At 42.4% G+C, this 14,999-nt stretch carries 14 protein-coding genes; 6 read left to right on the plus strand and 8 right to left on the minus strand.

All coding sequences use genetic code 11. From position 1 onward, the window contains the following. Window positions 1-170: 170 nt before the first annotated feature. From yjbH to HPK16_RS00015, 3 genes are all read right to left on the minus strand, one after another. Window positions 171-974: a protease adaptor protein YjbH gene (yjbH, locus tag HPK16_RS00005; RefSeq protein WP_181674979.1), complete on the minus strand. Its 804-nt coding sequence runs from the start codon at window positions 972-974 to the stop codon at window positions 171-173. Between the two features lie 274 nt (window positions 975-1,248). Then, complete coding sequence (locus HPK16_RS00010; RefSeq protein WP_181674980.1) at window positions 1,249-1,830, minus strand: CYTH domain-containing protein; 582 nt, start codon at window positions 1,828-1,830, stop codon at window positions 1,249-1,251. Between the two features lie 19 nt (window positions 1,831-1,849). Next, window positions 1,850-2,332: a tetratricopeptide repeat protein gene (locus tag HPK16_RS00015; protein ID WP_181674981.1), complete on the minus strand. Its 483-nt coding sequence runs from the start codon at window positions 2,330-2,332 to the stop codon at window positions 1,850-1,852. Between the two features lie 166 nt (window positions 2,333-2,498). Between HPK16_RS00015 and yjbM the strand changes: the two genes are divergently transcribed. From yjbM to fabI, 4 genes are all read left to right on the plus strand, one after another. Beyond that, window positions 2,499-3,161, plus strand: a complete 663-nt coding sequence (gene yjbM, locus HPK16_RS00020) for a GTP diphosphokinase (protein WP_036091480.1) — start codon at window positions 2,499-2,501, stop codon at window positions 3,159-3,161. Window positions 3,162-3,209: 48 nt separating this feature from the next. Further along, the gene (locus HPK16_RS00025) at window positions 3,210-4,001 is read left to right on the plus strand and encodes an NAD kinase (protein ID WP_181675312.1); all 792 of its coding nucleotides are present in this window, start codon (window positions 3,210-3,212) and stop codon (window positions 3,999-4,001) included. A gap of 397 nt (window positions 4,002-4,398) precedes the next feature. Beyond that, window positions 4,399-5,289: an RluA family pseudouridine synthase gene (locus HPK16_RS00030; protein ID WP_181674982.1), complete on the plus strand. Its 891-nt coding sequence runs from the start codon at window positions 4,399-4,401 to the stop codon at window positions 5,287-5,289. Window positions 5,290-5,361: 72 nt separating this feature from the next. After that, on the plus strand, window positions 5,362-6,150 hold the full coding sequence (fabI, locus tag HPK16_RS00035; RefSeq protein ID WP_181674983.1) for an enoyl-ACP reductase FabI: 789 nt from the start codon (window positions 5,362-5,364) through the stop codon (window positions 6,148-6,150). Window positions 6,151-6,832: 682 nt separating this feature from the next. Here the strand turns inward: fabI and HPK16_RS00040 are convergent. The 3 genes from HPK16_RS00040 to HPK16_RS00050 form a co-directional block, all read right to left on the minus strand. Continuing rightward, complete coding sequence (locus tag HPK16_RS00040; protein WP_181674984.1) at window positions 6,833-8,983, minus strand: ATP-dependent Clp protease ATP-binding subunit; 2,151 nt, start codon at window positions 8,981-8,983, stop codon at window positions 6,833-6,835. Window positions 8,984-9,123: 140 nt separating this feature from the next. After that, complete coding sequence (locus HPK16_RS00045; protein WP_181674985.1) at window positions 9,124-9,558, minus strand: GNAT family N-acetyltransferase; 435 nt, start codon at window positions 9,556-9,558, stop codon at window positions 9,124-9,126. A gap of 15 nt (window positions 9,559-9,573) precedes the next feature. Then, the gene (locus HPK16_RS00050; RefSeq protein ID WP_181674986.1) at window positions 9,574-10,323 is read right to left on the minus strand and encodes an alpha/beta hydrolase; all 750 of its coding nucleotides are present in this window, start codon (window positions 10,321-10,323) and stop codon (window positions 9,574-9,576) included. Between the two features lie 237 nt (window positions 10,324-10,560). On the opposite strand from HPK16_RS00050, the gene HPK16_RS00055 reads away from it, so the two are divergent. Then, window positions 10,561-11,583: a branched-chain amino acid aminotransferase gene (locus HPK16_RS00055; protein ID WP_181674987.1), complete on the plus strand. Its 1,023-nt coding sequence runs from the start codon at window positions 10,561-10,563 to the stop codon at window positions 11,581-11,583. A gap of 129 nt (window positions 11,584-11,712) precedes the next feature. Here HPK16_RS00055 and HPK16_RS00060 read toward each other — a convergent pair whose 3' ends face one another. Both HPK16_RS00060 and HPK16_RS00065 read right to left on the minus strand, forming a co-directional pair. Further along, window positions 11,713-11,814 carry a type I toxin-antitoxin system Fst family toxin gene (locus tag HPK16_RS00060; protein WP_181674988.1) on the minus strand — a complete coding sequence of 34 codons (102 nt, stop codon included), beginning with the start codon at window positions 11,812-11,814 and terminating at the stop codon, window positions 11,713-11,715. A gap of 518 nt (window positions 11,815-12,332) precedes the next feature. Further along, window positions 12,333-13,808 (minus strand): LM6179_1298 family efflux MFS transporter, encoded by a 1,476-nt coding sequence (locus HPK16_RS00065; RefSeq protein ID WP_181674989.1) that lies wholly within the window; start codon window positions 13,806-13,808, stop codon window positions 12,333-12,335. A 131-nt stretch (window positions 13,809-13,939) separates the two neighbouring features. On the opposite strand from HPK16_RS00065, the gene HPK16_RS00070 reads away from it, so the two are divergent. Continuing rightward, window positions 13,940-14,992, plus strand: a complete 1,053-nt coding sequence (locus HPK16_RS00070; protein ID WP_181674990.1) for a M42 family metallopeptidase — start codon at window positions 13,940-13,942, stop codon at window positions 14,990-14,992. Window positions 14,993-14,999 lie beyond the last annotated feature (7 nt).

Consider the following 14,999-nt stretch of genomic DNA (forward strand, 5'->3'; position numbering starts at 1 on the left):
CGAGCCAAAATACTAGCCCAACACTTTATCAAAGATTTTGACATCTCTGTAGGTTAAGAAAAGGCACGAGCTATTGACTCCCTAGCTCGCACCTTGATATTTCACCCCAACAATTGACATAGAGCCAGAAAAAAGCTGCTCCGATAAAGAACAGCTCACAAAATGGTTAATTATAAGGCGACATATTTCCAAAGCGTTTGACCATCTTTAGAGTCCACCATCGTGACTTTTTGCTGTAAACGCCATTTCTTCATTTGTCGTTCTACTTGTTTCTCAGGCAAAGCATACAAATTTGCTATCTCTTTCGTTGTAGAAATTTGGACTTCTTCCATGTATTCTTCAAGCGTTGGCGTTTCTTTCGGTTCTGGGAAATGATTGAGTAATTCGGAAAGAATGTGCACGTAAACATCATAACGATGCAACCCGCTAATCTTAAGGCCCTCATCTTCAATATTTCGATTGAAAAAGACAACGGTTGGATTCTCATCAATTTCCATCTCATGCGCTACTTTTTGATCACCAATATAGGCCCGTTTGGCAAGGTTAGATTGTAAATCGTTTTTGAATTCAATCAAATCAAGGCCAACTATTTTGGCTGTTTCATATAGAACGCTAGATTCAGAAATATCCTTTTCGTCGATGAAATGGGATTCTTGGAGTTTGCGCAAGAAATCAATGCCTTGTTTCTTTCCTTGGAGTTCGGCAGCTTTCACTGCTAGACAGGAAATGTAAGACATATGAGCCATTTCAGGTTGGGGAATCGTACAGGCATTTCGCTTCTGTCGATTCATCACCGTTTGTAGGTTATTATGCAGGACATAGCGCAACTTAAAGTAGTTGCCATATTCCATCTGCAACCTCCGTATAGTATGTTCCATGTTCCAACAATCCGTACAAGCCGGGTCGAAAAATAGATAAATCTCAATAGGCTTGCTATTACAGACCGATTGAAGATATAGATTTTGGTTTATCATTGCTATCACCTGTTTTTCAGATTCTAATCTCTCTTTTGATTAGACAAAGTATATGCGAATGGTTCCATTTTTCTAAGGGGCATTTGCTAGACATGTCATGACACATTCATACTACCATAACTATATTTTAGCAGTGGAAGGGTAAATTAACAAATGATTGCAATCAAAAATATAAAACTTCCTTACCTAAATTTGACGAAACTGTAACATTTTATGCGAATTCCTATGTGTGTGTATTTCAATGAGTACGCTAACATCAAGCCATATCAAGGCTTTATTTATCTTTGTAAACAGCTTCATAAAAACGTAATATTTTATTCTTTGTCGGGCGCTGCGGAATCTGTCGGTCCTCTAAAAAACGATGGAAAACTAATTTTCCTTTTTCAAAATTAGCGACTTCGTATTCTAATTCAAAATCATGTGTGTCGCCATAGAAGCTTTTATCGAAAACAAGCAGTCCTTTTTTATACTCTTTTTCAGCGCGGGTAGTTGTTAAGGAGCCAAACATGACAAGTTCTTCGTGGTCGATGCCAAGCGTATGTAGTGCGTCACGAACGTGTCCGACTGGGATATTAGCGCCGTCTAGAATCGCTGTGACTTGCTCTTCTGCTAGTATTTGTGTTGTTTCGAGTAAACCGATTTGTTCGGGTGTTTTTAGGGTGAGCTCATAATGTAATTCCCGTTTTCGGATTCTTAAAGCGGCTAAACGTGCTTTCAACTGAAAATCGGTAGTATCAAAATAATAATTCGTTTGCGTGAAGAAATCAGATTCCTCCAAACGGAATTCATTAATTAGTAAATCATATTCGCTTGCAGTTAACATATTTTTAAATTCAATTTCTAATTCCTGGCTCATGGACAAGCCCTCCTTTTTATTAATCCCAGACAGCATCTAAGTCTTCTGAGTAGTTGATAATCGCTTTTTTGTAAGCAATAATGGTTGGATCGTTCGATGTTTCGCCAATAATTTTGATCGCGAGTTGCATCGCTTCTTTATAATGCTTCTCGTTATAGAGGGCCATACTTGCAAAAACGGTAATTGCTCGATTTTCTGGGAAGGCGACGCGAGCTTTTTGAAAAGTTTCGTTTGCTTTTTCGTAGTTACCGATGGCGCGATAGGTGCTACCAAGACCAATGTAAGCATCGGCTAAGTCATCTTCTGGAAGGCCAATTTCGAGTGCTTTTTCATAGTAGGAAATAGCTTCGGTTTCATCGCTTAAACCATCGCAACTCCAAGCGGCATAGTAGTTTAAGAGGGCATTTTCTGGCTCTGATAGTAAGGCCTTTTTGGCGGATTCTTTGGCATCTTGATAGTGTCCATTTTCGAGCAATGCAAGAATTTCTGCTGTTTTCATCATCGTTCTCCTCCTTGGATTGTATATTCATTCATTTTAACATAAGAAGGCAGAATAAATGAAATCAAAAAAGATAGATGTAAATAGGAGAGAAAGGCGTGCGAATATGCTAAAATAGAAGGCGAGCAAGTTTATCACATAATGAAAATCGACATATGAGGTGAGTGTTTTGAATCATTGGGAAGATTTTTTAGCGCCATATAAACAAGCAGTGGAAGAACTGAAAATTAAATTAAAAGGGATGCGTTCGCAATTTCAGCTTGCAAATAACCATTCGCCGATTGAGTTTGTGACCGGCCGTGTGAAGCCAGTTTCGAGTATTTTAGATAAGGCGAACAAGAAGGATATTCCGCTGGACAGACTCGTTGAAGAAATGCAGGATATTGCGGGACTTCGGATGATGTGCCAGTTTGTGGACGATATTAATGTGGTCGTGTCGCTTCTGCGTCAACGCAACGATTTCCGAATTATTGAAGAGCGCGATTACATTACGAATAAAAAACCAAGCGGCTACCGTTCGTACCATGTAGTGATCGAGTATCCTGTTGAGACGGTGCAAGGCGAGAGAAAAATCTTAGCTGAGATTCAAATCCGAACGTTGGCGATGAATTTTTGGGCGACGATTGAGCACTCGTTGAACTATAAATATCAAGGAGAATTTCCTGAGGACATCAACGTTCGACTGAAACGCGCGGCTGAAGCGGCCTTTCGTTTAGATGAAGAAATGAGCGAGATTCGTGAGGAAGTACAGGAAGCGCAAGTGTACTTTACCAAAAATAAAGAAGTGCCAAAAGACAAGAATGCGAACCACCATACATTGCCGAAGAATTAGGTTATCGTGGTGGAATTTGCGTGCACATAGGATAGGGGAGAAGTAATGATGAAGTATGCAGTCACTTCTAGAGGGGATGAAAAATCCAATCTGTTACGGCTCAAAATGATTGGCTATTTCGATGATTTTGATATGGTATATGACGAATCCGAGCCAGAGATTGTGATTTCTATCGGTGGAGATGGCACATTACTAGCGGCTTTTCATGATTATCAACACCGATTAGACAAAGTAACATTCGTCGGCATCCACACAGGCCATTTAGGTTTTTATGCGGATTGGCGCCCATCCGAGGCGGAAAAACTGGTTTTCGCTATTGTGGAAGGGAAATACGATACAGCAGCATATCCACTTTTAAAAACGACGATTAAATACGGTGGGAATAAGGAGAAGATTTACCTAGCCTTGAACGAATCAACTATCAAAAGTTCGGGTGGACCGTTTGTTGTCGATGTTGCGATTAATGACGCCCACTTTGAGCGATTTCGAGGGGATGGCTTGTGCATGTCGACACCATCAGGCACAACGGCGTACAATAAAGCGCTTGGTGGTGCGTTGATGCATCCATCGATTGAAGCGATGCAATTAACCGAGATGGCATCGATTAATAACCGTGTGTACCGAACGATTGGCTCCCCACTTATTTTACCAAAACATCATTCCGTGACATTGAAGCCGGTAAACGATAAAGATTTCCAAGTATCGATGGATCATTTGAGCATCCTACACCGCGACGTCCGCGAAATCCGTTACGACGTCGCCCAACAAAAAGTAATGTTCGCACGCTTCCGCTCCTTCCCATTTTGGAAGAGGGTACATGATTCTTTTATTGAAGAATGAAAAGCTGAAAGAGCCCGTTTAGCCTCGACAGAAATTGTTAGAGGGCGCAGGGAAAAACCGTTCTTGTTTTTTTCGGAGGTCACGAAATTTCCGAGAGGCTGGCTCTTGAAGCTAGATCGCGAAAAGATGATACGTCGAAACCCGTAGCGTTCCCGCAAGCAAGATTGCGAGTCAACGAACAAATAGAAGACTAAGATTAGCCGCTAAACCAATCTTTAAAACAGGGATTAGTACGCTTTCGCTCGATTTGTTGGTAGCAGAATTTAGAGCTTACGCCAAAGAGATAAAAACAAAACATAAAAGCAAAACATAAAAGCAAAACATAAAAGCAAAACATAAAAGCAAAACATAAAAGCAAAACATAAACATTAGTGCAGGACATGTGAGGTATATAAGTATGTATTTAGAATGGAATGTCGCGGTGGATGAGGAGAATCTGATGCTGCGTACTTTTTTGCGAGGGAAATTTGTTTCGAAATTGTTGCTTACTTCGGTGAAATTTTCGGAGGATGGTAAGATTGAAGTGAATGGGAATGAGGAGAATGTGCTTTATCGTGTGAAAGCGGGGGATCATGTTCGGATTACTTTTCCGAGAGAGCAGGAGAATGAGCGGTTGATTGCGGAATATGGCGAGCTGCCGATTGTTTTTGAGGATGATTTTATTTTGGTGTTGGATAAGCCGGCGGGGATGACGAGTATTCCGTCGCAGTATCATCCGAGTGGATCGGTCGCGAATCATTTGAAGGGTCACTATTTGCGGAATAATATTGATTCGGCAATTCATATTGTGACGCGACTGGATAAGGAGACGTCTGGCTTGATGCTGATTGCGAAGACGCGTTATGCGCATGGCAGGCTCAGCACGCTGCATCAGACGGGGCACGTGACGCGTAAATATCAGGCGCTTGTTTCGGGTAATATGGAGACGAGGTCGGGAAGTATTGTGGCGCCAATTGGTCGGAATCCGAATAGCCTCATTGAACGCGCAGTTGTTGCGGACGGAAAATATGCGAAGACAAACTATGACGTTTTGGCAAGCTATCCGACATTCGATCATGTGAAAATTCAACTGGAAACTGGTCGTACGCATCAAATTCGTGTTCATTTTGCGCACGTTGGGCATCCGCTGATTGGCGATAGCATGTATGGCGGTCCGACAGAATTGGTGCAGCGACATGCCCTACATTCCTGTCATCTCGAGTTAATCCACCCATTCACCGAAGAAAAGATGGCTTGGGATAGCGAACTGGCACCAGATTTGGCGGCAATTTTGGCACAGTATAAATAATAACGGTTTTAAAATGGCAAGCATTCGTGTAAAATGAAAATAAGCGCGTAATTTTAAGGAGGAAATGAACAGATGAATTTATCTTTAGAGGGAAAAAACTATGTCGTGATGGGCGTAGCAAATAAAAGAAGTATTGCATGGGCGATTGCTCGTTCCTTGAATGAAGCAGGGGCTAATCTGATTTTTACATACGCAGATGATCGTTCGAAGCGTAGTATCGAGGAGCTTGTTGGTTCTTTAAATGAAAATAACCAAAACCCACTTATTATTGAATGCGATGTGAATAAAGAAGAGGCGATTGTAGCTACTTTTGAAACGATTAAAGCGAAAGTTGGACAAATTTCTGGGATTGCGCATTGTATCGCGTTTGCTAATAAAGACTTTTTGGCGGGCGATTACTTGGAAGTGAACCGTGAAAGTTTCCTACAAGCGCATGAAGTTAGCGCGTACTCATTCACAGCGATTGCGCGTACGGCGAAGCATTTGGAAATGTTAACAGACGATGCGAGTTTAGTGACATTGACATATCTTGGCGGCGAGCGTGTTGTGAAAAATTACAACATCATGGGCGTTGCAAAAGCAGCACTTGATGCAAGTGTGAAATATTTAGCGATGGATCTTGGGAAGCACGGCGTTCGTGTTAATGCGATTTCGGCAGGCCCAATCCGTACTGTTTCCGCGCGTGGCGTTGGAAGCTTCAGTGAATCGTTAGCGGTAGTAGAAGAAAAAGCGCCATTAAAACGCGCAACACAAGCCGAAGAAGTGGGCGATACAGCACTATTTCTATTCAGTGGTTTATCTCGCGGCGTGACTGGCGAAATGATTCATGTGGATAGCGGCTACCACATTATCGGATTTTAAAAAAGGATAGAGTTTTGGCCAGATAAATCGGCGACAAGCGTTCGCACTGTTGGGGCTGTTCGAAACAAAGTGAGTTACAGACCCAATATGCCTGTGCGTAGCGCGAATAGGCGGTCATTCAGAGTTTGTAGAACCAAGGATTGTGCTACCTACATCTTTAAGGTTCTGCTACAAAAGAGTAGTTTCGCTTAACTTCTCGCATGGCCGGGGATACGACTCCCTTCTTACTTTTGTTGTGGTTCTTTGAAGCAAAGCGAATTAGAACCTCAATATGCAGAGGAACGCAGTGAGTCTGCCTTCTCTCCTCTGTTCCACCGAGTCTCCTGAATACAAACGCTTTCGCTCGATTGGTTTAAAGCAGGATTCGTGTCTTATCCAAAGAAACGACAACAAAAAAAGGAGCGTTGTCATTCATGCTTTTAGGGATATCTGTCGGAGTATATGTTTTAGCTTCAGCGTTCGTACTACTATTTTGCAAGAAGTATGGATTTCGAATGGTCATAGCTCTAAGCTTGATTATGTTGTTTTTATTCGATGCAGCACCTTTTAACAGTGCGCTAAGTATCGGGCTTTCGATGTTAAAGACACTGATCTTAATTGGAATTGTGTTACTAATCGTTTCATACTCTAAGAAGCGACAACAGAAAAAATCGCCCTGAAAAAATTTTCAAGGCGATTTTTATTATGCTTTGGCTTGGACAGAAATCACGTCATCCTCCAGAATGGCAACGAGTGCTTTTGCTTCTGGTCGTTCAATCATGAAGTCAGCGATCGCGTCCTCTAGTTGCGCTTGAATCGTTCTGCGTAATGGTCTTGCGCCAAAATTAGGGTCATAACCGATCTCGGCAAGTTTTTCTTTTACGGCTGTATCCACTGTCAAATCGATTTCTTGTGGTGCTAGCATGTTGTTTAAATCAGCGAGCATCAAGTCCACGATAACAAGCAGATGTTTTTTATCCAAACTTTGGAACGTCACGATTGCGTCCAACCGATTTAGAAACTCTGGTTTGAAGTAATCGCCTAGTTTATCAAGGATTTCGGATTCTTTTTTCACCGCTTCGGCAGCAGTTGTTGCAAACCCGACGGAAGCCTCAGATAGCGTCGCACCAGCATTACTCGTCATAATAATCACGGTATCTTTGAAACTCACCGTACGACCTTGACTATCCGTTAAGCGTCCATCCTCTAAAATTTGCAGGAACATATGCTGCACATCAGGGTGGGCTTTTTCCATTTCATCGAGCAAAATAATGCTGTATGGATTGCGGCGAACTTTTTCCGTTAATTGGCCAGCTTCTTCATGGCCAACGTAGCCAGGAGGGGAACCGATGAGTTTGGAAACGCTGTGTTTTTCCATGTATTCACTCATATCCAGGCGAATCATCGCGTCTTCTGAGCCAAACATTTCAGAGGCAAGTGTCCGACCGAGTTCTGTTTTGCCGACGCCTGTTGGACCGACGAACAAGAAGGAACCGATAGGACGATCTTTTTGCTTCAATCCAACACGGCTACGGCGAATCGCTTTTGCAACCTTGGTAACAGCTTCTTCTTGACCGATAACCTTTGATTTCAAATTCGCTTCAAGGTTCTTCATCTTAGACTGCTCATCTTCTTGTAAACGACCAACTGGAATACCTGTTTTTTCTTCGATCAGGGCTTGAATATCAGCCGCATGAATGGTTGGTATATCGGATGACGTACCTTCTGTTTTGCGCTCTTTTAGCTTTGTAATCTCATCTCGAACCGACGCAGCTTCTTCATAATTTTCATGGCGAAGTGCCGCATCTTTTTGTTCTTCTAATTTAATAATGCGCTCATTAATCGTATTCGGATCGATGTGCTCCAATGTTAAATTATATTTAGAACCAATTTCATCCATCAAATCAATCGCTTTATCCGGCAAATGACGATCTTGAATATAGCGGTCACTTAGTTTCGCAGCCGCTTCTATCGCATCCTGTGCATAGTGAACGTGATGGAATTCCTCATATTTTGGCTGCAAACCTGCGAGAATCGTAAGCGTTTCATCAATCGTTGGCTCATCAACTAGTACCGGCTGGAAACGACGCTCTAAAGCCGCATCTTTTTCGATTTTGCGGTACTCTTTTAACGTTGTAGCGCCAATCATTTGAAGCTCCCCACGAGCAAGCGCGGGTTTTAAAATATTTCCGGCGTCCATCGAACCTTCCGCAGAGCCAGCTCCAACAATCGTATGCACTTCATCGATAAATAAAATCGTGTTTTCATCGGCTTGCAATTCGCTAATCAGTTGTTTCATACGCTCTTCAAATTGTCCGCGAATCCCAGTATTGGAAACGAGGGAAGCAACGTCGAGCAAAATAACTTCCTTGTTTTGGAGTTTTGCCGGTACATTTCCAGCGACAATCGCATTGGCCAAGCCTTCCACAACCGCCGTTTTACCGACACCAGGTTCCCCGATAAGCACAGGATTATTTTTATTACGCCGATTTAGAATTTCAATCATACGCTGAATTTCTTCATCACGACCGATGACAGGATCTAGTTTTGCGTCCCGAGCCATTGCCGTCAAATTCGTACCATATTCATCTAGTAAACCACCGCGTCCACCGCCAGCAGTTTGTGTTTTCACGGCTGTTTTGCGTTCAGGTTGCGCGTTTTGTTGGTCACCAGCGATATTCGCAAAGAAATTATCCATTTGTGAGTAAAAATCATTTTGGCCGCGAGGTGTTCCGGCAGATGCTCTGAATTGCGCATAACAATCGGGACAGAGTGGCATCTCCATTTTCTGACCATTCATGCTCATATATAGTTGGATTGTAGCTTCGTTTTGATTACAATTTTGACATTTCATTTGAAAACCTCCCATAAGTTTTGAGATTAGGTCTGACTTTGACTTTATTTGACCTTATGTCGTTATTATACTCTGACCAATATTGACTTTCAAGAATTATGCTCAAAAAAAGAATTCCGGTTAGGGAATTCTCATGGTCACTATTTTAACGTTTTCTGCATATCCTTATGCTCGATTCCTGCATCCATGAAGGTGTCAGAACACACTTCGTATCCTAGTTTCTCGTAGAAGGGAATAGCAGTTGTTTGTGCGCCGAGCTTCAATAAAGTAACGTTTTGTACGCGTGCTTCTTGCTCGATAGCTTCGATAATACGGCGGCCGCTTCCTTTTTTGCGGGCAATTTTGCGGGCGCAGATGCGTTCTACTTTCCCGTATTCTGGCAATGCGCGGAATCGCCCAGTCGCAAGTGCCGTGCCGTCTTCATCATAATCAACAAACATCACGGTAGAATCCAGCGCGTCGAACTCGTCCCATTCTAACGCTGGATCTACTTTCTGTTCGAGGACAAATACCTCATTTCGAATATCAAATGCATCTTGTTTCCCTTTTTTATCTGATACTTGCTTTACTGCCATGCTCCTTAATCCTCCTTAAACGGTCATATCTTCTGTTTCAAATTGCTCTTTATCTAACATAAATTGCAACGCTTCTTTGACGAATGGTTGCCAGTACTTCCAGCGATGTTTCCCTTCGAACTCTTGGAAATAATACTCAAACCCACGCGCTTCTAAAATGCGATGAAGTGCCAAATTAGGCTCTAGAAAATTCGCTACATCATTATCGGTCGTAGGAACTTCTGTTTCTTCACTGCCAATCACGTGGAAAACTTTAACGAGTGCAGGATTGGCTTTATTCGCAAGGTCCATCAGCTCGTCTGTCACAAGTGGGGAATGCAAAATCGCGTTGCCAAACGTGTGTGGATATTTCAGAGCAGCCTTCAAGGACACGCTGGCACCAAGGGAATCGCCCATTAAGAAACGACTTGCTCCCATATGATACGTCGGAAAATTAGCCTCGATATAAGGCACGAGTTCATGCGCCAAAAAGCGAATATAAGCCTCATTTTGATCCCCATTAGGATGGTACTTTGCCCGCCGATCTTCCACTGTTTTATAGGGAATCCCAACAAAAATAGCTTCCTGAATCTGTTTGCTTTCCGCCAATTCATCAGCGAAACGTGCTAACTTACCAAACTGAAAATAGTCTTTGCCATCTTGTACTAAGAAAAAAGGGTACTTCGAAAGTGGCGAAAACGTTGGCGGTAAATAAATTAATAAGTCCAATTCCTCGTTTAAAACATTACTCCAAATTTTCTGTTCCAACATTTTTGCGTCTGCCATATGTGTAGTCCCCCTTCTTTATTCGTTGTCCGAATTATTAGATAATAACTTATGAATAAGACAATGCGGCTATATTTCGATAACGTATTTATATTCTACCACAAAATGAAATCAATAGGGAAGCTTTTGCTTAAATAATCAGTTTTTTTTCAAAAGATTGCGTGTCTTTTTTCAAATCGCATAGAGTTATGATATAATGAACAAATCAAATAATAGAAGAAAAAGGGTGGGAATCGCATGAGTAATAAGGATATTGATTGGAGCACACTGGGTTTTGAATATATTAAAACGGATTTGCGCTATGTATCTATTTGGGAAAATGGCAAATGGGATGAAGGGACGTTAACAGAAGATAATGTCGTTCATATCGCAGAGGGCTCCACGGCGATTCACTACGGACAACAGTGTTTTGAAGGCTTAAAGGCATACCGCTGTCAGGATGGTTCAATCAATTTATTCCGTCCAGATCAGAATGCAAAACGGATGAAGCGTAGTTGTGATCGTTTATTGATGCCAGAATTTCCTGAGGATCGCTTTATTGAGGCGTGTAAACAGGTTATTGCGGCAAACGAAGACTATATGCCACCATACGGTTCAGGCGGCACGATGTATTTACGCCCTTATTTAATTGGAATTGGCGATAATTTAGGAGTTCGGACGGCGCCTAAGTTCATGTTCTCTGTATTTTGTTGCCCAGTTGGACCATATTTCAAAGGTGGCTTAAATCCAACAAACTTCATTATCTCCGAGTACGATCGCGCGGCGCCAAACGGTACCGGAGCTGCAAAAGTTGGCGGTAACTACGCAGCCAGCCTTTACCCAGGAAAAATAGCGAAAGATCGCGAGTTCAGCGATTGTATTTACCTCGATCCTGCGACGCACAAAAAAATTGAAGAAGTAGGAGCGGCGAATTTCTTCGGTATTACAAAGGATAATCGTTTTGTGACACCATTCTCGCCATCTATTTTGCCAAGTATTACGAAATATTCGTTGCTTTATTTGGCAGAACATCGCTTAGGAATGAAAGCGGAGGAAAGCGATGTCTACATTGATAAGTTGGATGAGTTTGCGGAAGCTGGTGCATGTGGAACAGCAGCTGTTATTTCTCCGATTGGTGGGATTCAAAACGGGGATGACTTCCATGTGTTTTATAGCGAGACGGAAGTTGGGCCGGTGACGAAGAAATTATATGATGAACTATGTGGTATCCAGTTTGGCGATGTGGAAGCGCCTGAGGGTTGGATTTATAAAGTGAAGTAAGTTATTTGAGGTTTACGAGAAGAGATAAGTATGTTACAATGAATTTGGAAATAGTATGAGCATGAGCTCACCAAAATCCCCACGTTGGCCTACAACATGGGGATTTTTTGACGGTGTTAGAGATGTCGCCTATTTGTTATCATTGCTCCGACTCTCTAACATGTGTTTGAACCATACAATGATACAGCCAGCCACAGCCGGTGCAATAATACTGGAGAATAGTATGAACATGGAACTCACCTCCTTCCAGCGAAGTATTCGCTTGAGGATAGGCGACGCTTCATTATAGCATGGTATGGTTTGTGGTGCAGATTGGGGAAAAGGGATTTTAAAGCTATTTTCAGAGGTTTTTAGATTGAAAAGTGCTGTAAAAATCATTTTTAGCCTCAAAATGTATTATAAAAAAGGAAAGTATACATTCAAAGAAGATTTGTAGGTGAATAGAGATGGGAAGTTATATGACACTAAAGGGAGCATCTTTAAGTTTAGTTTTACTGAGTGTACTAGCTTGGGTTCCAAATGTTGTATTTCAAATGGTGGGACTATGGTTTTTAATGAGTTTTCCGTTGGCGTTAATTGGTTTTTGTTTGGCATTGACGGTTAAATCGAAGGGCCTAATCATTGCTAATGCTGTGATGATTTTTAGTATACCGATTGTGATATATGGGGTGTATATATTGGAATGGATTGAATCTACATGAAAAAAGCGATACAAAATCTAACATAAGATTTTGTATCGCTTTTTTTGATTAGTTTCCTGAAATATGTTTTTTCGGTAAGATGAAGTGAATTGCGTAGCTGAGTAGGCAGCAGGCAAACATGGCCCAAAATACCATGTGGAGACCGCTGTATAGGACATCTCGCAGTGGTTCAATCATTGCTGCGTCCACGTTTCCTGAGGTTTGTGGACTAATAAGTTGATTTAGATTATCACGGTTCACACCAGTTGTGGCATTCTTAAATCCATTCGCTAAAACCGAGTTGAAAATCGTTCCGAATACAGCAACACCAATCGTTTGGCCGACTGTTCGAAATAGCGTGTTGGAAGCTGTCGCGATTCCGGTTTGATCTTTTCGCACGGCGTCTTGAACGGTGACAGTTGTAGTCGTGAAAATAATTCCGAATCCAAAGCCCATCAAGGCGCTGTCGAGATAGAAATAAAGGTCTGGCGTCGTGCTTGGAAATAGCGCCAAGAAAAGTCCGCTGACCGTTGCGATAATCACGCCAAGCCCAACCGTGTGGCGATTTCCAATCGACATTAGTAGCCGTCCGCCGATAAAGGAACCGATAATCCAGCTTACCGATAATGGCGCAATCATCAGACCGGCAATCATGGCGCCGTGCCCCATCATGCCTTGCGCCCACATCGGAATGTACACGTTGATACCAATCAAGAAGGCGCTCACGAGAAAGCCAATTAGGTTTCCAATCAGCACGACTGGATTTTTAAAAAGGACGAAAGGCATAATTGGATCTTGCGCGCGTTTTTCGGCGTAGTAAAAACCGACAAATAACGCAATCGATACGATGAGTAACACGACAACGAGTGGCCCCAGCCAATTTAGCGTTTCGCCAGCGCGCTGCAAAGCGAATAATAGGCTCAAAAGTGCGACCGTGAATAGCGTTGTTCCTAAGTAATCGATAGGCAGTTTGACTCGGACGAGATGTTCCTTTAAGTACATCGAAATCAGGATAATCGTCGCGATTCCAACAGGTACGTTGATGAAGAAAATCCAATGCCATGAAAGCTGATCGACTAAAAAACCACCAAGTAATGGTCCGAAAACGCCAGCTATTCCCCATGCGGCTCCCATAAAACCAAGCACTTTTGCACGTTTTTCGAAAGGATACACATCGGCGATAATCGTCATCGTTGTTGGTAAAATTCCGCCAGCCCCGATACCCTGGATTGCTCTAAAGATAATTAACTGCTCCATCGTTTGCGCAAAACCACAAAGGGAGGAACCGATAATGAAAATAATGGTCGCGATGATAAATATTTTTTTGCGGCCGAATAAATCGGATAATTTTCCGTAAATTGGGACAGTAACGGCCGAAGTAAGCAAATAAATCGAGAAAATCCAGTTCATGAGCTCAATGCCCTCTAAGGCGCTGACGATCGTAGGCATTGCCGTACTAACAATCGTTCCCTCAATTGCAGCCATAAAAGTAGCCACAAAAACAGCAATTGTGACGGCTGTTCTTTTTGTATTCGTTGTTTCCATTTTGATAAAAACTCCTTTCACACATCGTTAAAATTATAACATAACTCGAAATGGAAAGCAGGATAGCCGTCATTATTTTGAAAAAGGGGTATAATGGAACGTGAGAAGAGAGTGTGAGGAGGAATAGAAGCATGGCGTTTGAACCAAATACGTTAGAGACGATGGAATTAATCAAGGAATTGACATCGATACCGAGCCCAACTGGGAACACGGAGCAGGTACTGGCCTTCGTCGAAAAATACTTAAAAGAGGCAGGAATTGCGAGCACGCGAAATAATAAAGGAGCCCTACTAGTTAGCGTTCCCGGAAAAGATGACACGAAACAGCGGATGTTGACAGCGCACGTGGATACGCTCGGTGCAATGATTAAAGAGGTGAAATCAGATGGTCGTTTGGCGATTAACCTCATTGGTGGATACCGTTTTAACGCGATTGAAGGCGAGTATTGTACGATTGAAACGAGCGCCGGCAAGCGTTATACGGGGACTATTTTGATGCACCAGACGTCGGTTCATGTGTATCAAGATGCTGGAACGGCGGCACGTGACGCGAAAAATATCGAAATTCGCTTGGATGCTAAAGTGTTTAACCGTGAAGATGTAGCCCAACTTGGAATCGGTGTTGGCGATTTTGTTTCGCTTGATCCGCGCGTGGAAATTATCAACGAAGAGTTCATTAAATCGCGTCATCTGGACGACAAGGCGAGCGTGGCAATTTTGTTAACGCTTTTGAAAAAATTACAAGAAGACGGCGCAGAGTTACCATATACGACTAATTTCTTGATTTCAAATAACGAAGAAATAGGCTATGGCGGGAATTCGAATATCCCACCAGAAACCATCGAATACCTGGCAATCGACATGGGCGCGCTTGGCGATGGTCAAGCATCCGACGAATACACTGTTTCGATTTGTGCCAAAGACGGTAGCGGTCCATATCATTATGGTTTACGCAAAAATTTAGTCAAGCTTTGCGAGGAGAATGGCATCGATTATAAAGTCGATATTTATCCATTTTACAGTTCTGACGCAAGCGCTGCAATCAAAGCCGGTTTTGATATCGTGCATGGCTTAATTGGACCAGGAATCGATGCGAGTCATGCGTACGAGCGGACACACCGAGATTCTTTATATCACACAGAAAAATTAGTATACGCGTATTTATTTTCTGAAATGGTGAAATAGGAGGAGA

This window comes from Paenilisteria rustica (assembly GCF_013820765.1).
Taxonomy (GTDB): Bacteria; Bacillota; Bacilli; order Lactobacillales; family Listeriaceae; genus Listeria_A; species Listeria_A rustica.